The sequence below is a fragment of the Streptomyces sp. NPDC020898 genome (assembly GCF_044333925.1).
Classification (GTDB): domain Bacteria; phylum Actinomycetota; class Actinomycetes; order Streptomycetales; family Streptomycetaceae; genus Streptomyces.
Genome location: NZ_JBIRRV010000001.1, coordinates 101,560 through 124,775, shown reverse-complemented (window position 1 = coordinate 124,775; position 23,216 = coordinate 101,560). Strand labels below are relative to the sequence as shown.

The following is a 23,216-nucleotide window of genomic DNA, read 5'->3' as shown; positions in this document are numbered from 1 at the left end:
TGGTGCTCAGTTGATCACTTGCCACGCCAGACCCCGAAGAGACTTACGGAGTTCGTCATGACCGGGCAGCCCTCCATCGAGATAGACACCAGCAAGCCTCATCCCGCGCGGATGTACGACTGGTATCTGGGCGGCAAGGACAACTACCCGGTCGACGAGGCGATGGGCCGGCAGATGCTCGCCCTCGACGCGCGCGTGCCGGTGATGGCGAAGGTCAACCGTGCCTTCATGCACCGCGCCACGCGCTGGCTGGCCGGGCACGGCGTCCGGCAGTTCCTGGACATCGGCACCGGCATCCCGACCGAGCCGAACCTCCACCAGATCGCCCAGGAGACCGCGCCCGACGCGCGGGTCGTGTACTGCGACAACGACCCCATCGTGCTGGCCCACGCGGCGGCCCTGCTGCGCGGCACGGAGGAGGGCGTCACCGAGTACCTCCAGGCCGATGTGCGCGACCCGGACGCCATCATCGAGGGAGCGAAGAAGGTCCTGGACCTCACCAGGCCCGTCGCGCTCTCCCTCGTCGCCCTGCTGCACTTCGTCCCCGACGAGGACGGCGCGCACGACCTGGTCGGCCGGCTGCTGGCCGCCCTGCCCACCGGCAGCTACCTGATGATGACCCACGCGACCGCCGACTTCTCCCCGGAGGAGTCCGCGGCCGCGACGGCGAAGCTCAAGGCCGCCGGAGTCACCCTCGCCCTGCGCTCCCGCACCGAGTTCGCCCGCTTCTTCGACAGCCTCGAACTGGTCGAGCCCGGCGTCGAGGTGGTCGACAAGTGGCATCCGGAGCTGGGCGAGCCGATCCCGGGCCAGGAGGACGGGGTGATTCCGGGATACGGGGCGCTGGGCCGCACGTCCTGACAGGGACTCACGGCTCGGCGGTGACGGTCCTACGGGTTCACACCCACGACCACATGCGGCGCGGCGCGTCCACCAGCCGGCTGACCGCCACCACCGCGAGCGGCGGCTGCTCCGCCTTCTCCCGGCCGAGGCTGAGCCCGTAGTAGATCTGCTCTATCGACGGTGGTCCGACCGCGAGGTTGCGCCGGACCGCCGCGGACGGCGACTGCTTCTCGGTCTGGACGAGATACGCCGCCGCCATCGTCCCGGTACGGCCGACGCCGGCGCCGCAGTGCACGAACACCGGCCCGGCGGACGAGGCGACGACATCGAAGAACTGCTGCACCTGCTGCTCCGTGGGCGTCTGCCCGTCACGGATCGGCAGGTGTACGACGTTCAGGCCGGCCTTGGCCGGTTCGGCGAGCTGGGCCGCGCTCAGGTCCTCGGCGCGCAGGTCGACGACGGTGGTCATGCCGAGGCCTTCCAGTGCCCGGTAACCGGCCGGCGAGGGTGCCGCTCCGCGCCACAACTTCCCCTGCGCGTCCACGGGTTCGAAGTGGTGGACGCCCTGGACCGTACGGGTCCCCGGTGGCGCCTGCGTCTCCGCGCCGACCCAGTGCGACACCGCCAGGATGCCCAGCGCGCCGGTGGCCCACAGCGCGAGATAGCCGATGACGACTCTGCTGAGAATCCGCAGGGTGCGGCGCGCCGCGCGGCGGGTGGTCAGGGGGAGCGGGGGCGGGGGAGCGGTGATGACAGCCATGGAGGACCCGGGGGTTGGGGGACGGGGGCGTTTTCGTGCATTCGTGCAGGGGACGAGAACGCTTTTGCATCGTAACCCGGGCCGCTGACAGTGAAGTCTTTACGTGATGAATGACTCTTTTTTGCCATTTCGGGCTCTTTTGCCCAGATCGGGACGTTCTCAGCCTTTGTCTGCGTTCGCGTCCCCGATGCCGACGACCGTGAGGTGGGCGCGGTCGATGGTGGCGTCCTCCAGGCAGCCGCGCAGCCGCATCCGGTCGTGCTCGGTGAGCGCGGGCCGGACCACCCCGGCGAACACGCCGTCGCCGAGATCCCCGAGGGTCGCGCGGTTGAGCGGTACGGAGGTGGAGTCCCGGCACTGTTCCCAGATCTGGTGCGCGGCGAGGGAGCGCCGCTCGTCCGAGATGAGGCTGCCGCCGCCGCGCAGGTCGACCTGGACGAGGACCGAGGTCGCCCGACTGTCGTCCTCGGCCTTCTGCTCGCGGGTCTGGGTGAGGTCGGCGAGCCCGACGACGAGCGCGCCGAGCAGTGCGACGCCGACGACACCGGCGGTCGCCATGCGCGCGACCTGGCCCGGTGAGCGCCGGCCGCCCGCCGGGGGCAGATCCTCCAGGTCGGTGTCGGCGGCCGGATCGGGCGCCGACAGGACGGCAAGGCGTCCCGCGAGCCGCCGTTCGGCGGGCTTGGCGGTGACCGACGCGACCCGCTGCACCACCCAGGCGAGCCCGGACAGCAGCACACCCGTGACCATGAGCACCGGCACAAAGACGTACGTACGTTCGGCGGGCTCGTCCAGCCAGCGGAACCGTCCGGCGCTCTGTTGTTCCGGCGTCTCCCGCAGCCGGGTCAGGACGTCCTGCTGTCTCCGGCCGTTCTCCCGCACCTGGTCCTGGGTCTCGCGCACCTGCTCCTCGATCCGCGAGAGCCGCCCGATCAGCATGATCCCGAGCAGCATCACTTCGACGACGAGCAGGAGTACGCCGCACAGGACGGCCCGCTGCCACTGCCACCGGTAGAGATAGATGACGACGTAGGTGCCCGCCCCGGCGGCGGCCAGCCACCCGAACACGTATGCGACGCGCCTCACCGTCCGTCCTCCGTTCCGGCCTCGGCCCCGGTGCGTACGTCGCCGGTGGTGCCGTCGACCGTGAGGCGGGTGCCCGGCGGGAAGCGGCTCACGGCGTCCGTCGCGCCGACGACTGCGGGGAGCCCGAACTCCCGTGCCAGTACCGCGAGATGGGACAGCGGACTGCCGGTCTGCGCGACCAGTCCGGTGAGCCCGGGCAGCAGCGGGGCGAGAGCGGGATCGAGGGTGCGTACGACGAGGACCGCGTCCGGCGGCGGGGTGCCGGCGCCGTCCCAGGCGGTCCCGGCGGCCCGTCCGCCGGAGACGCCCCGGCCGCCGTCACCGTCGGTCCCGGCGGTCCGCTCGGCGACCACCGTCCCGTCGTCGGCGACCCGGAAGGCGTCCGGCAGCGGGGCGGACGCGGGCTGCGGCAGCCTCTCCCGCACGTCCGAGGGCAGCGGCCCGCCCTCCAGCGCGGTCATGAACTCCGGCCACCGCAGCAACCCGACCCGGCCACCGTCGTCCAGCCCTCCCCGGACGACCAGCCGGCGCGCCCCCTCCCGTACGAGCCGCACCTGCAGCTCCTGCACCCACCGGACCCGCAGCCGGAGCGCCTCACGGGGCGGAAGCACCGGCACGGTGGCGGAAGGCCTGTCGACGGGGTGCCGCAACGGTCGTACGACGGCGACGGTCGCCGTCCGCGGGTATTCGTCCAGGCCGGGACGGTGAGCGGCCCGGGCGCCCGGCGTGTGCTCCGTGCCGTCCTGCGACCCGGGCGCCGGCTCGGGCAGCCGTATCCGCCCGCGCAGACTCGGTGCGGTGAGCGCCAGGACCACCGGTTCGGCGGTCACGACGTGGTCGTCGGGCAGCCCCTGGGCCCGGGCGTCCGCGAGCGCGGTGAGAGCGGCACCGGCCGCCGTACGGCTTCTGCCGGTCCCCTTCTCCGGGCTCTTCGGCAGCAGCGCACCGGCCAGCGCCTCCTGGGCGTGCAGCGCGACCAGCGTCGTACGGGTCCAGCGCAGGGTGGACGCCAGCGCGGTGGACGGGAGGTCGGCGGGCGGCGGGGTCTCGGCGAGGCGGCGGTCGACGTCGGCCACGAGGTCCACGGCGAGACCGGGCAGCGCCGAGGCCAGCCGTCCCGTCCGCCAGGCCGCGGCGAGCCGGCGCCCGCCCGGCCCCGGGTTGAGCAGCGCGAGCCACGGGTGCCGGGGCGGGACGGCGCCGAGCAGCCGCAGGTCCGCCGCGGCCCGGCCGCCGACCGCCGTGACCACCGGCGCCTCGCGCAGTCGGCGCCGGGGCGCGGTGCCGCCGATGTCGAGCGCGGCGGCGAGCCCGCGGGCCATCGGGGCCACCCACAGGTCCTCCTCCAGCGGCTCCAGTTGGTCCGGCAGGGTCTCCGCGACCGGGCCGGGACCGAGCAGCCGGGCCCCGCGCGGCGGCCGGGCGGCCATCGCGGTGATCGGCCGGCTCTGGAACAGCCACAGCTGTCCGTGGTCGTCGAACCCGAACTCGATGTCCTGCGGCCCGTCGAAGACCTCACGGGCGCGCCGCGCGAGACGGGCGAGGCGGCGCAGTTCGAAGGCGCCGAGGAGCGGCTCGGCGTCCGCCGGTTCCGTGCGCAGCATGCGGCCGCGGAGGCTCAGCCAGTAGTTGGTGCCGGCCTGTTCCCCGCTGACCAGGCTGTCGGGACCACCGCGCACCGCGCTCACCAGCATCCGGTCGGCGCGCCCCTCGACGGGATCGGCGCCGAACATCACGCCTCCCACGCGCGCGGTGAGCATCGGCTGCACCAGCACCGCCATCGGCGCGGGCGGCCCGTCGGACCGGCGCGCCGAGTCGAGCACGGTCCGTACCGCCGTACGGAAGTCCGCCCAGCCGCGTACGTCGAGCACGGACGCGAACCGGCCCGCCAGGGACGAATCCTGGGTGTCCTCCTGCGGGGAGGACGAGCGGACGACGAGCGGACGCTCACCGCCGTCGGAGAGCGCGTCCCAGGCGTGCCGCAGGGCGGACGGGCCGTCGGCCGGGTCGGGGGCCTCGGGGTCGGGAGCAGGGTGCGGTATGACGAACCCGGGCAGCACCGGAAGGCCGGCACGGGCCGCGCGGGCGAGGTTCGCCGCCTTGGAACCGGCGAGCAGGGGGAGTGAGGCAGCGGGCTGGTCAAGGGGCACGGCTTCCCTGCCCTGGGCCCCGGCCAGGTCGAGGCCCTGCGGCCCCACCGCGTCGAGGACACCCCCGCCGCCGGGGTCGTCCCCGTCGCGCGCGCCTTCTCCGTGACGTTCATCGAGCGTCGTCATCGAACACCCTCCAGGACCGACCGCCAACAGGGGGGACGCGTAGGGTTGGTCCTGCGCCTGACGACGGAACGAAGGATTTTGGCGGCGGGCCTCAGGACCCGTCTCCTGCCGTCAATGATCCCACCGCCGGTCGTATTCCACGTCCGCTGGAAGACGTTTTCGGGTCAGCCGTGAACAAGGTCACCCAGGGCAACCATGGGCTCGCCGTTCGCGTTGCCCCGTGCTCCCTCATTCCGGAGGAAGTGCCTGGCAGAGCGCCTCCAGCGCGGCCCCATAGGCATGCTCGGAGGGGGCCGCATACCCGACGACGAGCCCGTCGTGCGCGACCGTGCCCGGCCCCTTCCCGGGGTTCTCTTCCGGATGACGGAACTCCGCGAGCCCGTCGAGGGCGATTCCCCGCCAGGCCGCCGCCTTGACCGCCGACCGCTCCGTCCCGGGTGGCAGCCGCAGCACCGCGTGCAGCCCGGCCGCGACACCGGTGACCTCGACGTGCGGCGCGTGCGCGGCGAGCGCGGCGACGAGCCGGTCACGGCGGCGCCGGTACCGCTGCCGCATCCGCCGCACATGACGGTCGTACGACCCGGAGCCGACGAAGTCCGCGAGCGCCAGCTGATCGAGCGCGCTCGCCCACCCCTCGCGCTCGCCCTTCGCCGCGAGTACGGGTTCCACATACCGCTCCGGAAGCACCATCCAGCCCAGTCGCAGCGCGGGGGACAGGCTCTTGCTGACCGAGCCGGCATAGATCACGCGCTCCGGGTCGAGCCCTTGTACGGCGCCGACGGGCCGGCGGTCGTAGCGGAACTCCCCGTCGTAGTCGTCCTCCAGAACCAGTCCGCCACGCGCGCGTGCCCAGTCGATCACGGCGGCACGGCGTTCGGGGTGCAGCGGGCCGCCGGTCGGGAACTGGTGTGCGGGCGTGAGCAGTACGGCCCGCTCCCGGTCGAGCAGGTCGACCCGCGCACCGTCCTCGTCGAGGGGCAGCGGCACGGTCCGTACCCCGGCCGCGGTCAGCAGCTCGCGGTGGAAACCGAGTCCGTACTCCTCCACGGCCAGCGGCCCGCGCAACACGGCGTCCGCGCCACCGCTGCCGCTCGCGTGGCCGAAGAGGAGCCGCAGGGCGTGGGCGAAGCCCGAGCAGACGACGATCCGCGCGGGCTCGGTACGGACACCACGCGCGCGTGCCAGGTACTCGGCGAGCGCCTCCCGCAACTCGATCCGGCCGGCCGGATCCCCGGGCCCGAACGCCTCGTTGGGCGCCTGCTGGAGCGCCCGCCGGTAGGAGGCCAGCCAGGCGGCACGCGGAAACTCCGACGCGTCCGGCTTGCCCTGGCGCAGATCGTGCCGTGGTCCACGCGCGCGTGGAGGCGCTTTTACGGGGACACGGGAGGGCGCCTTGAGGGGTTCGGCGCGCTCGGCGACCCGGGTGCCCGAACCCTGGCGGGAGGTGAGCCAGCCCTCGGCGACGAGTTCGGCGTACGCGGCGGCCACCGTGTTGCGGGCCACGCCGAGATCGGCGGCGAGGGAACGGTACGGCGGCAGCAGGGTGCCGGGCGCGAGCCGGCCGCTGCGGACGGCGTCCCGGAGCGCCCGGATCAGCGCGGTCCGCCGCCCGCCCGGCCCCGACAGTTCCAGATGGAGGTCGGCGCCGATGCGCTCAGCGGAATTGACCCATGTTTCTGCCACAGAAATGCACCCTACAGCCGGTCTTTCCGGCCCGTAGATTCATGGTCATGACGACGAACACGAACACCGCGAACCCCACGACCGCCCACTTCACGGGAGCCGCCGAAACCCCCCGCGTGAACTTCGCGAAGGCGGCCCCCAAGGTCTTCCGCGCCCTCATCGGCTTCGACGCGGCGGCCCGCGAGGGCCTCGACCCGGCGCTGGTCGAACTGATCCAGATCCGCGCCTCGCACCTCAACCACTGTGCGTACTGCCTCCACATGCACACGAACGACGCGCGCAAGGCGGGCGAGAGCGAGGACCGGCTGCACCTGGTCGCGGTATGGCGCGAGGCGCGCCGCTTCTACACCCCGAGGGAACAAGCCGCGCTGGCCCTGACGGAGGCGGTCACCCTGGTCGCCGACGCCGGTGTCCCGGACGACGTCTACACCGAGGCGGCGGCCCATTTCGACGAGCGGGAACTGGCCCAGGTCCTGGCCCTGATCCTCGCGATCAACACCTGGAACCGGGTGGCCCTGGCGACCCGCAAGGTGGCGGGCACGGACGAGCGCTGACCACCCGGGGGCGTCACACGATCAACGGCCGGTCGTACGGCCCGATCGGTGCCGGCAGCTGTGTGGTGCCCGTCAGCCGGCGGTCCACGGCTGCCGCCACCGCCCGCCCCTCCGCGATCGCCCACACGATCAGCGACTGCCCACGGGCCGCGTCCCCCGCCGCGTACACGCCGGGCACGTTCGTCGCGAAGTCCACGTCGCGGGTGATCGTGCCGCGCGGATCGAGGGCGAGCCCGAGCTGGTCGACCAGACCGTCCTCCCGGTCGGGGCCGGAAAAGCCGAGGGCGAGCAGGACGAGGTCGGCGGGGAGCGTCCGCTCGGAGCCGGGCAGCGGACGGCGCCCCGCGTCCACCTCGACGACGTGCAACTCCCGTACGTGCCCGTCCGCGTCGCCGGTGAAACGGAGCGTGGACGCCGCGAAGAGCCGTGCGTCGGCGTCGGCCGCGGGCGCCGACTCCAGGTCGCGGGCCTCCTCGTGCGCGGCCGACAACCGGTAGATCTTCGGGTACGTCGGCCAGGGATCGGAGTCCTCGTCGCGCTCCTCGCCGGGCTGGGCGTAGATGTCCAACTGGGTGACGGAGGCGGCCCCTTCACGCACCGCGGTGCCCAGACAGTCGGCCCCTGTGTCACCGCCGCCCACGATGACGACATGCTTCCCGGCGGCCGACATCGGAGACGACTCCAGGTCTCCCTCGCGCACCCGGTTGGCCAGCGGCAGATACTCCATCGCCTGGTGGACGCCGGCCAACTCCCGCCCCGGCACCGGCAGATCACGCCACGCCGTGGCCCCCACGGCCAGCACCACGGCGTCGTAACGCGACCGCAGATCGGCGGCCCCGACATCCCGCCCGACGGCGGTCGACGTACGGAACTTGGTTCCCTCGGCCCGCATCTGCTCGACGCGCCGCTCCAGATGGTGCTTCTCCATCTTGAACTCGGGGATGCCGTACCGCATCAGCCCACCGATCCGGTCGTCCTTCTCGTACACGGCGACGGTGTGCCCGGCCCGGGTCAACTGCTGGGCGGCGGCGAGTCCCGTCGGCCCCGATCCGATCACCGCGACCGTACGCCCGGACAGCCGGTCCGGCGGCCTCGGCGGCGCGAAGCCGTCCGACCAGGCCCGGTCGGCGATGGCCACCTCGACGTTCTTGATGGTCACCGCGGGCTGGTTGATGGCCAGCACACAGCCCGCCTCGCACGGCGCCGGGCACAACCTCCCCGTGAACTCGGGGAAGTTGTTCGTGGCGTGCAGCCGGTCGCTCGCCGCGCGCCAGTCCTCCCTGGAGACCAGGTCGTTCCACTCGGGGATCAGGTTCCCCAGCGGGCAGGCGTCGTGGCAGAACGGGATACCGCAGTCCATGCAGCGGTCGGCCTGCTTGCTGATGATGGGGAGCAACGCCCCCGGGACATACACCTCGTCCCAGTCACGGACCCGCTCCCCGACTGGCCTGCGAGGCCAGTCCTGGCGTGATGTGGTGAGAAAACCCCTGGGATCGCCCATGGCCGTGTCCTTGCCGTCTTCCATGCGTACGCGTGATGGAGCCGTGCGTCATCGGGCGGCACTCCCTTTCGGCCACGATACGTCCCATCGGCCCCGCACGCCGAGCGGGGCGCCGTCTCCGAAGGGCCTGCGGGGGCTCAGGCAAGGGCCAGGACGTACAGCACCGAGGCAGCCGCCGAGGCGACCGCGCGTATGTGGTTCCACAGGGTCCACTCACGCACGTACACGGGCCAGTACGCGGCGGCCTCCGCAGAGGCCGGTTCCAGCTTCATCAGCGCGTTGTTGCGCGGCACGTTCGCCGCCATGGTGAGCGCGAACGTGCCGACCAGATACAGCGCGCTCGCCAGTATCAGTTCCACCGCGCCCTCGTCCGGCCACACCACGAACGTGACCACGAGGATCGCCACACACAGGGCGGCCGGCCCGATGAACACGAGCATGAAGGGCGGCTGCAACGCGGTGACGTTGACCGCCTGCATCGCGGCGACACCCTGCGCGGGAGGCAGCGCGGCAAGCCCCCTCATCACGAACGTCGAGAACCCACAGAACACCCCCGCCACAACCCCGGTACCGAGCACACCCAGCACCACGAGGACGAAATACGCCCCATCGATCATGCCGACTCCCAGGTCGATCCCCATCCGTCACCACCAGTGAACCTCCTGCCACTGACAACGCCCATGGCCGAACGACGCGGAGCCATACGCGAGCGTCCAGGGGGGACACGCCAGGGGGCGTGTGGGATCAGGCCTGCTGCCCACCGCCGGCCCCGATCCACTCCCGAAGCCTCGCCTCGACGACGCCGGCGATCCGCCGCCGGGCCTCGTGCCGTGCGATCCCGCTCATCAGCAACTGGTCGTACGACGTGTCCACATGCCGTACGGACGCCACCACCGCCGAGACCACCGCCCCCTCGGACAACGCCCGCCCCGCCGCACTCCGCCCCACCCGCCCACTGCCACGCACCGAGGCGTGCGCGGCGATCGCCTCCGCCCGGTCCGCCGGGCAGCCGGGAAACAGCCGGCGGATCTCCCGCGCGAACGCCTCCGTGAACCCCAGATCCTCCGCGTCCCGCCGTCGCGCGTCCCGTACCCGGCGCCGCCGCCGCACCTCGGCGTCTGCCAGGCACCGTGCCTCGGCCCGAGCGAGCCCCGCCTCCTCGACCAGGACACCCTGCCGTTCGTACCGCCCCCGCCGCCGGTCGAACCGCACGACCACGGCCGACAGCCCGCTCTCCTCCCGCGACCTGCGCGTCAACGCGGTGTCGCCGCTCGGCAGGAACACCAGATGCCCGAGATCGGCACAGTCAAGACACCGGGGCGCCCCCTCCTCCAGTACGAGCAACGCCAACGGCCCCCGCCGGCACTCGGCACAGTGCCGCCGCCTGAGCGGCTGCACGACGAGAAGTCCGGCGCGGTGCGAGGGAGTTGTACGGCCTGTCACAGGTGCTTGATGCCCACCTGGCGCCCAGGAATCCCTGGGCGCGACCCCACCGCCCGCCCCGCTCGCCATACGGGCATCATGGGCCGTGTGCGACTGGAACCGATCACCTGGGACCGGCTCGGCGACCACCTCGCCGACCGCGTGCTCGACCTGAAACCGGACGACGGCAGCCCCTGGCCGCGCATCGCCTTCGACGGCGCCCCGGCCGCCCGCCCGGGGGACCTCGCCGAGCGTGTGGCCGAGGCGCTGCGCGTACGCGGCCGGTCCTCGCTCGCCATCGGCGCCGCCGGCTTTCTGCGGCCCGCCTCCCTCCGGCTGGAGTACGGCCACGAGGACGTGGAGGCCTACTACGACGGCTGGCTCGACACCGGCGCCCTCTGGCGTGAGGTCTTCGGCCCACTCGAACCCGGCGGCGACGGCCGCGTTTTGCCCGACCTCCGTGACCCGCTCACCGACCGCTCCACCCGCAGCCCCTACGTCCAACTCCCGCCCGGTGGCCTCCTGTTGCTGCACGGACCCTTGCTGCTCCGCCACTGGTTCCCGTTCGACCTGACCGTCCACGTCCTCCTTTCCCCGGCAGCCCTGCGCCGCCGTACCCCCGAGGCCGAGCACTGGACCCTGCCCGCCTTCGAGCGCTACGAGAGCGAGACGGCCCCCGCCACCACCGCCGACGTCCTGGTACGCGCCGACGACCCCCGGCATCCGGCGTGGAACGGCTGATCCGGCGGTCCGAATGCCGCGGCCTTCCGGGTGCGCATCCCCCGGCGCGCGGCGAGAATGTAGGGCGCCGGGACTAGCGGTGCCTTCTGCGCCGCGCCGGCCGTCCGGCACCGGGAGGTACTTCATGACCACCGCCGGAGACATCATGCACCGCGGCGCCCAGTGGATCCCCGCCCATCAGACCCTTGACCGGGCCGCCCAGATGATGCGCGAACTCAACGTGGGCGCCCTGCCCATCAGCGACGAGAACGAACGCCTCTGCGGCATCCTCACGGACCGCGACATCGTCGTCGGCTGTGTGGCCATGGGCCACGATCCGGCGAAGGTCACCGCGGGCGAGATGGCCCAGGGGACCCCGCGCTGGATCGACTCGAGCGCCGACGTCAGTGAAGTGCTCGAAGAGATGAAGGGCCACCAGATCCGCCGGCTTCCGGTGATCGAGAACAAGCGTCTGGTCGGCATGATCAGCGAGGCCGATCTGGCCCAGCACCTCACGGACGACCAGATCGCGTCCTGGGCCGAGAGCGTCTACGCCAGGACCACACGCTGATCCCACCGCCCTCCCGCCACGCACCCTCGTCCGGCCGGCCGTGCCGGGCGGGGAGTGTGCCGGGCCGGGCCGTGTCAGAGCCAGCCGTTGCGCCGGAAGCTCCGGTACAGCGCCAGGCAGACGACGGATATCAGGCCGATGACCATCGGGTAGCCGAACTGCCAGCGCAGCTCCGGCATGTGCTCGAAATTCATGCCGTACACACCGCAGACCATCGTCGGCACGGCGATCATCGCCGCCCACGCGGTGATCTTCCGCATGTCCTCGTTCTGGGCGACGGTGACCTGCGCGAGGTGCGCCTGCAGAATCGAGTTGAGCAGCTCGTCGAACGCGGCGATCTGCTCCGTCGCCCGCAGCTGATGGTCGGAGACATCCCTGAAGTAGGCCTGTATCTCCGGGTCGATCACCCGTATCGGCCGCGTCGCCAGCTCCTGTAAGGGGCGGTGCAGCGGAGCCACGGCCCGCTTCAGCTCCAGGAGTTCGCGCTTGAGCTGGTAGATCCGGCCAGGGTCGACCCGGGCACCGTTCGCCGCGAACACATCGGTCTCGACCTGGTCGATGTCGGCCTGCACCGAGTCCGTCACCTGGAGGTAGTCGTCGACCACGTGGTCCGCGATCGCGTGCAGCACGGCTGCCGGGCCCTTGGCGAGTTGCTGCGGGTCGCCTTCCAGGCCTTCGCGCAGCGGACCGAGTGAGCCGTGCCGTCCATGTCGCACCGTGATCACGAAGTCCTGGCCGACGAAGACCATGATCTCGCCGGTGTTCACCACCTCGCTCGTCGCCGTCAGTTCGGTGTGCTCGACGTAGCAGACCGTCTTGAACACCGCGAACAGGGTGTCGCCGTACCGTTCCAGCTTCGGGCGCTGGTGGGCGTCGATCGCGTCCTCGACCGCGAGCGGGTGCAGGTCGAAGAGCTGGGCGATGCCGGCGAACTCCTGGTCCGTCGGCTCGTGGAGGCCGAGCCAGACGAAGCCGTCGTCGCTCTTGCGGACCCGCCGCACGGCGTCGACCAGATCCTGGCCGGCCGGGATCCGGACACCGTCCTCGTACGCCACGCAGTTCACCACTGCGGATCCCAGCGGTGACCGGGCGTGGTGACTCAGGTCGACCCGCGGGCGCCGTCGTGCCAGCCGTGCCACCTTGCGGAGGCCGCCGACCCTGCCGAGGCTGGTGACCTTCCGCAGATTCCCTGCCATGGACATCCGGATCTCCTTCGGGTCTCCTTGCGCGGCTCTCCTCGCGCCGTGCTGTCCGCACCGTGCGCCTGGCTCGCCAGTTTGCCAGCCCTTCGCGAACGCCGGAGGAGCCTGTGGGAACGGAACGTTCCGCTTCACTTGTGTCGGCGGGAGCGTCGACCCGGCCGAACAAAGCGACCAACTGGGATGATCTCGACATGACGCGAACCGACGGGTACCTCCTCGACAACCGCCAGAACGAAGCGGGACAACGCTTCGACGCTTTCGCCGCCCTCTTCGATCCCACGACCTTCCGGCACCTCGAAGGGTTCGGCGTCGGACCCGGCTGGCGCTGCTGGGAGGTCGGCGTCGGCGGTACCTCGGTGATGTCCTGGCTGGCGAAGAAGGTCGGCCCGACCGGGAAGGTCGTCGCCACGGACCTCGACACCTCGTGGGCCGCCCCGGCCGCCCGTCCGCCGGTGGAGGTACGCGTCCACGACGTCGGCGCGGACGAGCCGCCGGGGGAGGGGTTCGACCTCGTGCACGCCCGCCTCGTACTCGTCCATGTACCGGACCGGGAAAGGGCGTTGCGCTCGATGATCAAGTCGCTGCGTCCCGGCGGACGGCTCCTGGTCGAGGACGCCGATCCCGCCCTTCAGCCCCTGCTCTGCCCCGACGAGCACGGCCCCGAGCAGCAACTCGCCAACCGGTTGCGGCACGGCTTCCGCCAGTTGCTCGCGGAGAGCGGCGCCGACCTGGCGTACGGCCGCAAACTCCCGCGGCTGCTGCGCGAGGCGGGCCTGTGCAACGTCCAGGCCGACGCGTACTTCCCCGTCACCTCGCCCGCCTGCGCCGCGCTGGAGTCCGCGACGATCCGTCAGATCCGGGAGCGGCTCGTCACCGAGGGCATCGCCACGGACCAGGACATCGACCGGCACCTGGCCAATGTCGCCACGGGCGGGATGGACCTGACCACGGCACCGATGATCTCGGCGTGGGGACGCAAGGGGTAGCCGGCGGCCACGACAGCCGACGGCCACACGGATTCCCGCCCACCGCGGCACGCCGTTCCCCCTCCCCCCGGACCCGCCCGGAGCCCGCCGCCTCCTCAACCGGAAACCGGCGGCCTCCCGCCGACCCGCTCCACTGCTCGCGCGCCCGCCCGGCACCCTTCCGCCGCCGCGTCCTCGGGCCCGGCGCCGGTCAGCAGGGCGGCGAGGAACGCGCCGGTGAAGGCGTCGCCGGCGCCCGTCGTGTCCAGGGGCGTCGCGGGTACGGCCGGGACACGGGCGCACACGGTCCCCGACCGGGCCACCAGCGCACCCTCGGCACCCTGCTTGGCGACCACCAGCGGGACGTGGCGGCTCAGCTTGGCCGCTGCGTCCGCATGGTCGGGCAACCCGGTGAGCAGGCAGGCCTCGTCACGGCTCGGCAGCAGGATGTCCACCCCGGAGACGAGGTCCAGGAAGCGGTCGACACCCAGTTCGACGAGGAACCCCGCCGACGCGGGATCCAGGCTCACCGGTACGCCACGCGCGCGTGCGGACTCCAGAGCCACCGCCACGAACGCCCGGCTCGGCGCCGAGAACAGCAGATACCCCGAGAGATGCAGACGCGCGACACCGTCGAGCAGCGCCTCCGACCAGTCGGCGGGCTCCAGCCGCAGCGAGGCACCGCTCTGGGTCAGAAACGTGCGCTCGCCCGCCGCGCCCGTGTCCACCAGGCAGATCACCGTCCCGGTCGGCGCCTCGGGATCGACGACGAGGCGGGGCCGTACCCCGCAGGCAGTCAGCTCGCGCTCGTGCCAGTCGGCCGAGTCCGCACCCACCCGCCCGAGCAACCGCACCTCGGAGTGGCCCCAATGGGCCGCCCAGCAGGCCACGTTGGCCCCCGCGCCGCCCGGCAGGGTCCGGATCGCGGAGGTCGTGTCGGTCCCGGCCGCGAGTGGCCCCCGATGCCGGGCGACGATGTCGGTGATCACGTCCCCGACGACGAGCAGCGCCCCGCCCGGCTCCGTCACGCCTCGGCCCAGGCCGCCGCGATCCGCCCCGCGAGCCGTACGTTGCCCCGGACCGCGGCCAGATTGGCGCTCAGCGAGGCGCCGTCGGTGTGCCGCACCAGGTAGTCGAGCAGGAACGGCGTCACGGCCTGACCGCTCACGCCCTGCTCGTCGCACGCGTGCAGCGCGTCGGCGAGCACGCGCGCGTGGAGCCCGGGATCCAGTTGCTCCTCCGCGGGCACCGGATTGGCGACGATGAACGCCGACTCCGGGGAATCGAGGGCGTCCTGGGCCCGCATCACAGCCGCGACCTGTTCCGGTGTGTCGAGCGTCCAGTCCACCGGGTGCCCGGAGTCGGAAAGGTAGAAGCCGGGGAAGTTGCCGGTGCCGAAACCGGCCACGGCGACCCCGAGGGTCTCCAGTCGTTGCAAGGTGGCCGGCACATCCAGAATCGACTTCACGCCCGCGCAGACGACCGTGATCCGCGTGCGCGCCAGCAGCCCCAGGTCGGCGGATTCGTCCTGGGTCACCGTCCACTCCCGGTGCACCCCACCGAGCCCACCCGTGGCGAACACCCGTACGCCCGCGCGGGCGGCCAGCAGCGCGGTCGCCGACACCGTGGTCGCCCCGCTCGCCCCGGCGGCCACCGCGAGCGGCAGATCGCGGTGACCGAGTTTGCGGATCCCGTCCTCGTTCGCGACCCGCTCCAACTGCTCCTTGTCCAGGCCGACATGGGGCCGCCCGTCCAGCACGGCGATCGTGGCCGGTACGGCGCCCTCCTGCCGTACGACGTCCTCGAGTTCCAGCGCCACCTGGAGATTGCGCGGGCGCGGCAGCCCGTGCGCGATGATCGTGGACTCCAGGGCCACCACGGGTCGACGCGCGTCGACCGCCGCCCGCACTTCTTCGGACACCACCAGCATCACGCGCCTGCTTCCTGTCGTTCGGTCTTCCCTCATCTCTGGCGGGCGGGGCGCGTGGTCAAACCCTTGCGGCCTGTGGAAGAGGCCACCAGCCTGGGGTGTATGACGGACAACTCGACGCGTCTCGACCATGTCGTGCTCTGGGTGCGCGACCCGCTCGCAGCTGCCGACTTCTACGCGAAGGCGGTCGGCATGGAGCCCCTGAGGATCACCGAATTCGCTGTGGGGACGGTGTCCTTTCCCTCCGTACGCCTCAACGACGAGACCATCTTCGACCTCGCGCCGCTCTCCCTCGCGGAGCGCATGAACATGCTCCCCGGGTCCGCCGACAGTGCGGGCCACCCCGTGAACCACGTATGCCTGGCCCTGTCCGCGGACGCCTTCGACGCCCTGCGAACCCGCCTGGAGGAACGGGACGTACCCGTGTCGGACTTCTCGTACGACTCCTACGGCGCCCGCGGTATGGCGAGGCGCAGTTTCTACTTCCGCGACCCCGACGGCAACATCTTCGAGGCGCGGCACTACAGGTAGGGCACGGGAGCCGCGGGAAGGGGGTGCCCGCGCGCGGGCACCCCCTTCCCGGCCTCAGGAACTCAGACCGGTCGTACGCCGGTCAGCGCCCCGTGCGGATCGAGGACGTACTTGCGGCTCGTGCCCTGGTCGAACTCGGCGTAGCCGCGCGGTGCGTCGTCCAGGCTGATCACGGTCGCGTTGACGGCCTTGGCGATGTGCACGCGCTCGTGCAGGATCGCCCGCATCAGTCCCTGGTGGTACTTCATCACCGGGCACTGTCCGGTGGTGAAGGCGTGACTCTTCGCCCAGCCGAGACCGAGCCGCATCTTCAGGGTCCCCGATTTCGCGTCCGCGTCGATCCCGCCCGGGTCGTCCGTGACGTACAGCCCCGGTATGCCCAGGGCGCCACCCGCGCGCGTGATGCCCATCAGGGAGTTGAGAACCGTCGCCGGAGCCTCCGGGGAGTCCGGGCCGTGCGCCCGGGCCTCGAAGCCGACCGCGTCGACCGCCGCGTCCACCTCGGGCTCGCCGAGGATCTGGGCGAGCTGCCCCTCGATGTCGCCGCGCGAGACGTCGACGGTCTCGCAGCCGAAACTCCGCGCCTGGGCGAGGCGTTCGGCGTTGAGGTCGCCCACGATGACGACCGCTGCGCCCAGCAGCTGCGCCGATGCCGCCGCGGCCAGACCGACCGGGCCCGCCCCTGCGACGTACACCGTCGAACCGACGCCGGCGCCCGCGCTGACCGCGCCGTGGAAGCCGGTCGGGAAGATGTCCGACAGCATGGTCAGATCGAGGAGCTTCTCGCGCGCCTGGTCGCGGTCCGGGAACCTCAGCAGGTTGAAGTCCGCGTACGGCACCATCGCGTACTCGGCCTGGCCGCCGACCCAGCCGCCCATGTCGACATAGCCGTAAGCCGCCCCGGGACGAGCCGGGTTGACGTTCAGACAGATGCCGGTCTTGCGCTCCTTGCAGTTGCGACACCGCCCGCAGGCGATGTTGAACGGTACGGAGACGATGTCCCCGACGTCGATGGACTCGACGTCCGGCCCACGTTCGACGACCTCTCCGGTGATCTCGTGTCCCAGGACCAGCCCTTCGGGTGCGGTCGTACGGCCCCGCACCATGTGCTGGTCACTTCCGCAGATGTTGCTGGCGAGCACCTTGAGAATCACCCCGTGCCGGCACTTCCGGCCGACGTTCTGCGGTGCGACTCCCGGCCCGTCCTGAAGTTCAAGCGTCGGGTAGTCGATGGTCCTGACTTCGACCGCGCCCGGCTTGAGATACGCGACTGCCCTGTTCCCGCTCATACGTGATCGCCGTCCCTTCGGCCCCCGTGACTTCGGATGCCAGCGGCTGTGCGCACGGCGGAGTCTGCTACCGCCTCCGCGTCCCGGCCACCCCTCGCGCGAAGACCGGCACGAGGAACTGCCCGGCGGCACAGGTGAGCTCCGCTCGGTGCGCCGAGCCGCGAGACGGTCCCGACAAATCCCAGCCGGCCCCACCCGGATCAGCCGCTCGCTGTCGCGCCCCGGACCCGATTCCCGTTCCGGGTGAACAACGCCAGCGCGCCCACGGGTATCAGCAGGCACGCGGCGCCGAGGTTCAGCCACCCGTACCCCGCCTTGGCCATCACGAGCCCGGCGGCTGCCCCGCCGAGGGCCGCCGATGCGTTCATGGCGAGGTCGGACAGCCCCTGTGCCGCAGCACGCGCGGCCTCGGGCACGGAGTCCGTGAGCAGGGCTGACCCGGAGACCAGCCCGGCCGACCAGCCCAGCCCCAGGACGAAGAGCCCCACCGCGGTACGGCTGTGACTGCCGTCGGCGGTGCCCGCGAGAAACGCGGCGCAGACCAGCAGCCCTGCGGCGAGCCCGATTCCGGAGAGCCGTCCCACCCGGTCGGACAGGCGCCCCATGAGCGGCGAGAAGGCGTACATGCCCGCGATGTGACCGCTGATGACCAGCCCGATCAGGTCGATGCTCGCGCCGTGGTGCCCGAGCGCTACCGGGGTCATCGACATGACGGCGACCATGGCCGTGTGGCACGCGGTCACCGTCACCAGCGCGAGCCGGGCACGCGGCGAGGCGGCGACGGCGGCGAGCCCCGCACGCAGGGAGCGGCCCTCGGCCGACCGCTCCTCCACCGGGGCGAGTTCACGGGCCGTGAGCAGCGGATCGGGGCGCAGCAGGACGGCCACCGTCACCGCCGCGACCAGGAAGATCCCGGCCGCCCACAGAAAGGGGCCTGCCGCCGTCGGTATCCCGAGTCCGGAAACACTGCGTCCCGCGGGCGCGGCGATGTTCGGCCCGAGGACCGCCCCTATGGTCGTCGCCCACACGACGTTCGAGATGGCCCGGGCCCGCCGGTCCGGCTCGGCGAGATCGGCGGCCGCGAACCGGGCCCCCAGATTCGCCGACGAGGCCGCACCGAACCCCGCCATGCCGCACAGCAGCAGCGGAAAACTCCCGATGACTGCCGCGACCACGACGACGCCCGCACCCAGGGCGCCGACGAGATAGCCCAGAACGAGTCCGGGGCGCCGCCCGCGCGCGGTCATCAGCACCGCCAGCGGCAGGGACGCCACGGCCGTGCCGGTGACCATCGCGGTGGGCGCGAGCCCGGACAGCGACTCGGTGCCGCTGATCTCCTGCGCCAGTACGGAGGCGAGCGCGATACCGGTGGCCACACCGAGCCCGCCGAGGATCTGGCTCGCGATCAGCACACCGGAGATCCGGCGCCGGAGCGCGTCCTTCTGCCCGCCCGCCGTGGGCACGCCGACCCCCCGCTCCACGGCGGTCACGGTGTGCCCCGACCCGTACATCGCACCGAGCGCGCGGCCCCGTGCGGATGCGCGGCGCTTCGCGCGTGAGAGCGGCTCGGCCCGCCCGCGCGGGCAAAGGATGTGGTCACTGGCGCGGTCCCCCCTGCTTGCGCACAGCATCCCCGTACGGAACCTCTTCCCGTACGGGAGTGTCTCCTCGTACTGATGAACCTTCCCGCTGTGGGAATCCCCCTCCGGTCCCGCGGCCGGAACCCTCAGAACAACGGCTCGGGCAGTACCCCTTCGAGGGCGAGCAGCTTCCGCTTCGTCTCCAGGCCGCCGCCGAAACCGCCGAGGCCGCCGTCATTCTCGACGACCCGATGGCACGGCACCACGACCGGCAGCGGATTGGCGCCCATCGCCGCGCCCACCGCCTGGGCCGCACCGGGCCGGCCGACCCGGCCGGCCAGATCGCCGTACCCGACGACCGCTCCGTACGGCACACCGGACGCCAGTTCGCGCAGCACCTGGCGGTTGAAGCCGGAGATCAGGGACCAGTCGAGCGGCAGTTCGAAGTCGTGGCGCTCGCCCGCGAAGTACGCAGTGAACTGGCGTATCGCCTCGGCCAGGAGCGGGGACCCGGGCGCCTCGACGGGCTCCGAGCCCAGCCGGGAGGCGAGCCGCTCGACAGTCTTCTCGCGCACCGGCTCCGTGGCATGGAACACCACGTTCACCAGGCCCTCGTGCGTCGCGGCCAGCAGCAGCGGACCGATGCCGGTGCCGACGACGGCCCACACGACCTGCTGCCGGTTCTCCGGGTCCTGCCGCTCGTCCCGCCCATGGCTGTCCATGCGCCCCACCGTACGACCCGTCACTGACAACGCCCGGCGAGCGGGTCCGGAGCGGGCCCGGGCCGGTTCAGGTGTGACAGCAGCGGGGCAACGGAAGACGGGGGTACGGGACGGACACAGATTGAAGGGAGTTGCCCGAGTCCGCACACTCCTGCCGCACAAGTGGGGCAAGGCCGTGTTTCTTTGCCGGAAAATCGTTCGACCCTTCCGGAGCCAGTCATACTCTCTGCCACAACCCTGACCGATGGCGGGTCCTGGGGCAGGGGCGCATTTCAGGGAATTCCGGGACGCAACAGGGCGGAAGGGCAGCCGCGCATGCAGGGCACGGTCGACGGATTCAGCTACGGACTCGTCACTCCGCTGGTGGCCTACGTCATGGCCTGCCTGGGCGGCGCGCTGGGCCTGCGTTGCACCACCAGATCGATGCTGGTCGCCCGGTCGTGGCGGCCGCAGTGGCTGGCGCTCGGCTCGGCCGCGATCGGCTCGGGCATATGGACCATGCACTTCGTCGCGATGATGGGGTTCACCGTCCGGGAGACCCCGATCCACTACGACATGGGGATGACCTTCGCGAGCCTGGGTGTCGCCATCCTCATGGTCGGCATCGGGATCTTCATCGTCGGCTACCGGGGCGCGAGCGGAACGGCACTGTTCACCGGGGGCACCATCACCGGCCTAGGTATCGCCTCCATGCACTACCTGGGCATGGCCGGAATGCGCCTCAACGGGAAGCTGGAGTACAACACCCTCACCGTCTCCGCCTCGGTCGTGATAGCTGTCGTGGCCGCCACCGCCGCCCTGTGGGCGGCCGGGCAGATCCGCGGCTTCCTGTGGAGCGTGGGCGCCAGCCTCGTCATGGGGCTGGCCGTCAGCGGCATGCACTACACGGGTATGGCCGCCCTGAGGGTCCACCTCCACGTCTCCTCCGAGGCCCCGGCCGGAGACTCGCCCGCGGCCCTGCTCGCCCCCTTGATGATCGGCCCGCTGGCCTTCCTCCTGCTGGCCGGCGTCGTCGTGCTGTTCGACCCGCTGATGGTCATGGGCAAGCCCGACCGGTTCCCCGCCGACAACAAGCCCGGTATCCCCGCCCACCCAGCCGTCCCGCACCCCGGCCGACGCCCCTTACCGCGCCCCGGCCAGCGCCACGGACAAGGCAGCCCCCGGACCCCGCAGAACCGGTGATCCGGGCCCGTTGTCAGTGGGTGGTCGTACGGTGGATGTCATGCGGCCAGTTTCCAAGATCGAACGCACGGTGGCGCCCTTCGAGGTCGTCAGCCCCTACCAGCCGAGCGGTGACCAGCCGGCGGCCATCGCCGAGCTGACTCGGCGCATCGAAGCAGGTGAGAAGGACGTCGTGCTCCTCGGCGCGACCGGCACCGGCAAGTCCGCCACCACCGCGTGGATGATCGAGAAGCTTCAGCGCCCCACCCTCGTCATGGCGCCGAACAAGACCCTGGCCGCCCAGCTGGCGAACGAGTTCCGGGAACTCCTCCCGAACAACGCCGTCGAGTACTTCGTCTCGTACTACGACTACTACCAGCCCGAGGCGTACGTCCCGCAGTCGGACACCTACATCGAGAAGGACTCCTCGGTCAACGAGGAGGTCGAGCGCCTGCGCCACTCCGCGACCAACTCGCTGCTCACCCGGCGGGACGTCATCGTCGTCGCCTCCGTGTCCTGCATCTACGGCCTCGGTACGCCGCAGGAGTACGTGGACCGGATGGTCTCCCTCAAGGTCGGCGAGGAGGTCGACCGGGACCAGCTGCTGCGCCGCTTCGTCGACATCCAGTACACGCGCAACGACCTGGCCTTCACCCGCGGGACGTTCCGCGTCCGCGGCGACACCATCGAGATCTTCCCGGTCTACGAGGAACTGGCCGTCCGCATCGAGATGTTCGGCGACGAGATCGAGGCCCTCTCCACCCTCCACCCGCTCACCGGCGAGATCATCAGTGAAGACGAGCACATGTACGTCTTCCCGGCCACCCACTACGTGGCAGGGCCGGAGCGCATGGCACGGGCAGTCAACGACATCGAGAAGGAACTCGGCGAACGCCTGTCCGAACTGGAGAAGCAGAACAAGCTCCTGGAGGCCCAGCGACTGAGGATGCGGACGACGTACGACCTCGAGATGCTCCGCCAGATCGGCTCCTGCTCCGGCGTCGAGAACTACTCGATGCACTTCGACGGCCGCCTCCCCGGCTCCCCGCCGAACACCCTGATCGACTACTTCCCGGACGATTTCCTGCTCGTCATCGACGAGTCGCACAACACGGTCCCGCAGATCGGTGCCATGTACGAGGGCGACGCGTCCCGCAAACGCACGCTCGTCGACCACGGCTTCCGGCTGCCCTCCGCGCTGGACAACCGCCCCCTGAAGTGGGAGGAGTTCCAGAAGCGCATCGGACAGACCGTCTATCTGTCGGCGACCCCCGGCAAGTACGAACTGTCCCGTGGCGACGGCTTCGTCGAGCAGATCATCCGACCCACCGGCCTCATCGACCCCGAAGTCGTCGTCAAGCCCACCGAGGGCCAGATCGACGACCTGGTGCACGAGATCCGCACGCGTGCCGAGAAGGACGAGCGCGTCCTGGTCACCACGCTCACCAAGAAGATGGCCGAGGACCTCACCGACTACTTCCTGGAACTCGGCATCCAGGTCCGCTATCTGCACAGCGACGTCGACACCCTGCGCCGGGTCGAGCTGCTGCGTGAACTGCGCTCCGGCGAGTTCGACGTCCTGGTCGGCATCAACCTCCTCCGGGAGGGCCTCGACCTGCCCGAGGTGTCCCTGGTGTCGATCCTCGACGCCGACAAGGAGGGCTTCCTGCGCTCCGGCACCTCCCTGATCCAGACCATCGGCCGCGCGGCACGCAATGTCTCCGGCCAGGTCCACATGTACGCGGACAGGATCACCCCGTCGATGGAGAAGGCCATCGAGGAGACCAACCGCCGTCGGGAGAAGCAGGTCGCCTACAACAAGGAACGGGGCCTCGACCCGCAGCCGCTTCGCAAGAAGATCAACGACATCGTCGCGCAGATCGCCCGCGAGGACATCGACACGGAAGAGCTGCTCGGCTCGGGCTACCGCAAGTCGAAGGACGGCAAGGGCGCGAAGGCCCCGGTGCCCTCGCTCGGCGGCAAGGCGGCCAAGGGCGGCAGGGCGGCCAAGGGCAAGGCGGGGGAGACCGTACCGACCGACCGCCCCGCGGCCGAACTCGCCGGCCAGATCGAGGAGATGACGGCACGGATGCGCGCAGCGGCGGCCGACCTCCAGTTCGAGATCGCCGCCCGGCTGCGCGACGAGGTGTCGGAGATGAAGAAGGAACTGCGGCAGATGAAGGAGGGGGGCCTGGCCTGACGGATGTGCTGGGTGCCGGCGGTGGTACCGGTCAGGCTCCGGCCCGGCGCGGCCCGCACGAGCTGCGGCGTACGCGCAGTGTTGCAACACCGACACAAAGTGCGCCCGAGGCTTCGGCACTGTCAGTGCTCCTGCGTAGGGTTCAGGTCAGTCGCGGACTCCGCGGCGAACAGGGGACGGCTCGAGAGGGGAACAGCGCGTGGTGGACGTATCCAAGGGT

The 23,216-nt window shown here is 71.5% G+C and carries 21 protein-coding genes; 8 read left to right on the top strand and 13 right to left on the bottom strand.

Translation table 11 applies throughout. The annotated features are described in order from the left end of the window. Nucleotides 1-57: 57 nt before the first annotated feature. Nucleotides 58-861 carry an SAM-dependent methyltransferase gene (locus tag ACH4TV_RS00555; protein ID WP_398392726.1) on the top strand — a complete coding sequence of 268 codons (804 nt, stop codon included), beginning with the start codon at nucleotides 58-60 and terminating at the stop codon, nucleotides 859-861. 37 nt (nucleotides 862-898) lie between these two features. On the opposite strand, the gene ACH4TV_RS00550 is transcribed toward ACH4TV_RS00555, so the two are convergent. From ACH4TV_RS00550 to ACH4TV_RS00535, 4 genes are all read right to left on the bottom strand, one after another. Continuing rightward, the gene (locus tag ACH4TV_RS00550) at nucleotides 899-1,603 is read right to left on the bottom strand and encodes a tyrosine-protein phosphatase (RefSeq protein WP_398392724.1); all 705 of its coding nucleotides are present in this window, start codon (nucleotides 1,601-1,603) and stop codon (nucleotides 899-901) included. A 159-nt stretch (nucleotides 1,604-1,762) separates the two neighbouring features. After that, on the bottom strand, nucleotides 1,763-2,689 hold the full coding sequence (locus ACH4TV_RS00545; protein WP_398392722.1) for a hypothetical protein: 927 nt from the start codon (nucleotides 2,687-2,689) through the stop codon (nucleotides 1,763-1,765). Next, nucleotides 2,686-4,965, bottom strand: a complete 2,280-nt coding sequence (locus tag ACH4TV_RS00540) for a PEP/pyruvate-binding domain-containing protein (RefSeq protein WP_398392720.1) — start codon at nucleotides 4,963-4,965, stop codon at nucleotides 2,686-2,688. Before ACH4TV_RS00540 ends, ACH4TV_RS00545 begins: the two co-directional genes overlap by 4 nt. 228 nt (nucleotides 4,966-5,193) lie before the next feature. Then, nucleotides 5,194-6,648 carry a PLP-dependent aminotransferase family protein gene (locus ACH4TV_RS00535; RefSeq protein WP_398392718.1) on the bottom strand — a complete coding sequence of 485 codons (1,455 nt, stop codon included), beginning with the start codon at nucleotides 6,646-6,648 and terminating at the stop codon, nucleotides 5,194-5,196. 41 nt (nucleotides 6,649-6,689) lie between these two features. On the opposite strand from ACH4TV_RS00535, the gene ACH4TV_RS00530 reads away from it, so the two are divergent. Further along, entirely contained in the window at nucleotides 6,690-7,202 is a 513-nt protein-coding gene (locus ACH4TV_RS00530) for a carboxymuconolactone decarboxylase family protein (protein WP_398392716.1), read from the top strand. Between the two features lie 13 nt (nucleotides 7,203-7,215). Here the strand turns inward: ACH4TV_RS00530 and ACH4TV_RS00525 are convergent, their stop codons facing one another. The 3 genes from ACH4TV_RS00525 to ACH4TV_RS00515 all read right to left on the bottom strand — a co-directional run bounded on the left by ACH4TV_RS00525 (nucleotide 7,216) and on the right by ACH4TV_RS00515 (nucleotide 10,146). Next, a complete protein-coding gene (locus ACH4TV_RS00525; protein WP_398392715.1) occupies nucleotides 7,216-8,703 on the bottom strand; it encodes a glutamate synthase subunit beta in 1,488 nt (495 codons plus the stop codon). A gap of 137 nt (nucleotides 8,704-8,840) precedes the next feature. Next, nucleotides 8,841-9,320: a DUF1772 domain-containing protein gene (locus ACH4TV_RS00520; RefSeq protein ID WP_398395279.1), complete on the bottom strand. Its 480-nt coding sequence runs from the start codon at nucleotides 9,318-9,320 to the stop codon at nucleotides 8,841-8,843. A 127-nt stretch (nucleotides 9,321-9,447) separates the two neighbouring features. Next, nucleotides 9,448-10,146: a DUF2293 domain-containing protein gene (locus ACH4TV_RS00515; RefSeq protein WP_398392713.1), complete on the bottom strand. Its 699-nt coding sequence runs from the start codon at nucleotides 10,144-10,146 to the stop codon at nucleotides 9,448-9,450. A gap of 78 nt (nucleotides 10,147-10,224) precedes the next feature. On the opposite strand from ACH4TV_RS00515, the gene ACH4TV_RS00510 reads away from it, so the two are divergent. Then, nucleotides 10,225-10,866, top strand: a complete 642-nt coding sequence (locus ACH4TV_RS00510; RefSeq protein ID WP_398392711.1) for a uridine kinase — start codon at nucleotides 10,225-10,227, stop codon at nucleotides 10,864-10,866. 124 nt (nucleotides 10,867-10,990) lie between these two features. Continuing rightward, nucleotides 10,991-11,416 (top strand): CBS domain-containing protein, encoded by a 426-nt coding sequence (locus tag ACH4TV_RS00505; RefSeq protein ID WP_398392709.1) that lies wholly within the window; start codon nucleotides 10,991-10,993, stop codon nucleotides 11,414-11,416. 74 nt (nucleotides 11,417-11,490) lie between these two features. Here ACH4TV_RS00505 and ACH4TV_RS00500 read toward each other — a convergent pair whose 3' ends face one another. Then, nucleotides 11,491-12,618 carry a magnesium and cobalt transport protein CorA gene (locus ACH4TV_RS00500; protein WP_398392707.1) on the bottom strand — a complete coding sequence of 376 codons (1,128 nt, stop codon included), beginning with the start codon at nucleotides 12,616-12,618 and terminating at the stop codon, nucleotides 11,491-11,493. 191 nt (nucleotides 12,619-12,809) lie between these two features. Between ACH4TV_RS00500 and ACH4TV_RS00495 the strand changes: the two genes are divergently transcribed. Further along, nucleotides 12,810-13,604 (top strand): methyltransferase domain-containing protein, encoded by a 795-nt coding sequence (locus ACH4TV_RS00495; protein WP_398392706.1) that lies wholly within the window; start codon nucleotides 12,810-12,812, stop codon nucleotides 13,602-13,604. A gap of 95 nt (nucleotides 13,605-13,699) precedes the next feature. Here ACH4TV_RS00495 and ACH4TV_RS00490 read toward each other — a convergent pair whose 3' ends face one another. Together ACH4TV_RS00490 and ACH4TV_RS00485 are read right to left on the bottom strand one after the other, a co-directional pair. Further along, complete coding sequence (locus ACH4TV_RS00490) at nucleotides 13,700-14,611, bottom strand: carbohydrate kinase family protein (RefSeq protein ID WP_398392704.1); 912 nt, start codon at nucleotides 14,609-14,611, stop codon at nucleotides 13,700-13,702. Beyond that, on the bottom strand, nucleotides 14,608-15,516 hold the full coding sequence (locus tag ACH4TV_RS00485) for a pseudouridine-5'-phosphate glycosidase (RefSeq protein WP_398392702.1): 909 nt from the start codon (nucleotides 15,514-15,516) through the stop codon (nucleotides 14,608-14,610). The genes ACH4TV_RS00490 and ACH4TV_RS00485 overlap by 4 nt, the downstream gene beginning before the upstream one ends. A gap of 99 nt (nucleotides 15,517-15,615) precedes the next feature. Between ACH4TV_RS00485 and ACH4TV_RS00480 the strand changes: the two genes are divergently transcribed. Next, nucleotides 15,616-16,044, top strand: a complete 429-nt coding sequence (locus tag ACH4TV_RS00480) for a VOC family protein (RefSeq protein WP_398392700.1) — start codon at nucleotides 15,616-15,618, stop codon at nucleotides 16,042-16,044. A gap of 62 nt (nucleotides 16,045-16,106) precedes the next feature. On the opposite strand, the gene fdhA is transcribed toward ACH4TV_RS00480, so the two are convergent. The 3 genes from fdhA to ACH4TV_RS00465 form a co-directional block, all read right to left on the bottom strand. Beyond that, entirely contained in the window at nucleotides 16,107-17,333 is a 1,227-nt protein-coding gene (gene fdhA, locus ACH4TV_RS00475) for a formaldehyde dehydrogenase, glutathione-independent (protein WP_398392698.1), read from the bottom strand. A gap of 200 nt (nucleotides 17,334-17,533) precedes the next feature. Then, nucleotides 17,534-18,823, bottom strand: a complete 1,290-nt coding sequence (locus ACH4TV_RS00470) for an MFS transporter (RefSeq protein ID WP_398392696.1) — start codon at nucleotides 18,821-18,823, stop codon at nucleotides 17,534-17,536. 236 nt (nucleotides 18,824-19,059) lie between these two features. Then, nucleotides 19,060-19,635 (bottom strand): methylated-DNA--[protein]-cysteine S-methyltransferase, encoded by a 576-nt coding sequence (locus ACH4TV_RS00465; protein WP_398392694.1) that lies wholly within the window; start codon nucleotides 19,633-19,635, stop codon nucleotides 19,060-19,062. 315 nt (nucleotides 19,636-19,950) lie between these two features. On the opposite strand from ACH4TV_RS00465, the gene ACH4TV_RS00460 reads away from it, so the two are divergent. After that, complete coding sequence (locus ACH4TV_RS00460; RefSeq protein ID WP_398392692.1) at nucleotides 19,951-20,817, top strand: MHYT domain-containing protein; 867 nt, start codon at nucleotides 19,951-19,953, stop codon at nucleotides 20,815-20,817. Nucleotides 20,818-20,857: 40 nt separating this feature from the next. Continuing rightward, nucleotides 20,858-22,996: an excinuclease ABC subunit UvrB gene (uvrB, locus tag ACH4TV_RS00455; RefSeq protein WP_398392690.1), complete on the top strand. Its 2,139-nt coding sequence runs from the start codon at nucleotides 20,858-20,860 to the stop codon at nucleotides 22,994-22,996. The last annotated feature ends 220 nt before the right edge of the window (nucleotides 22,997-23,216 follow it).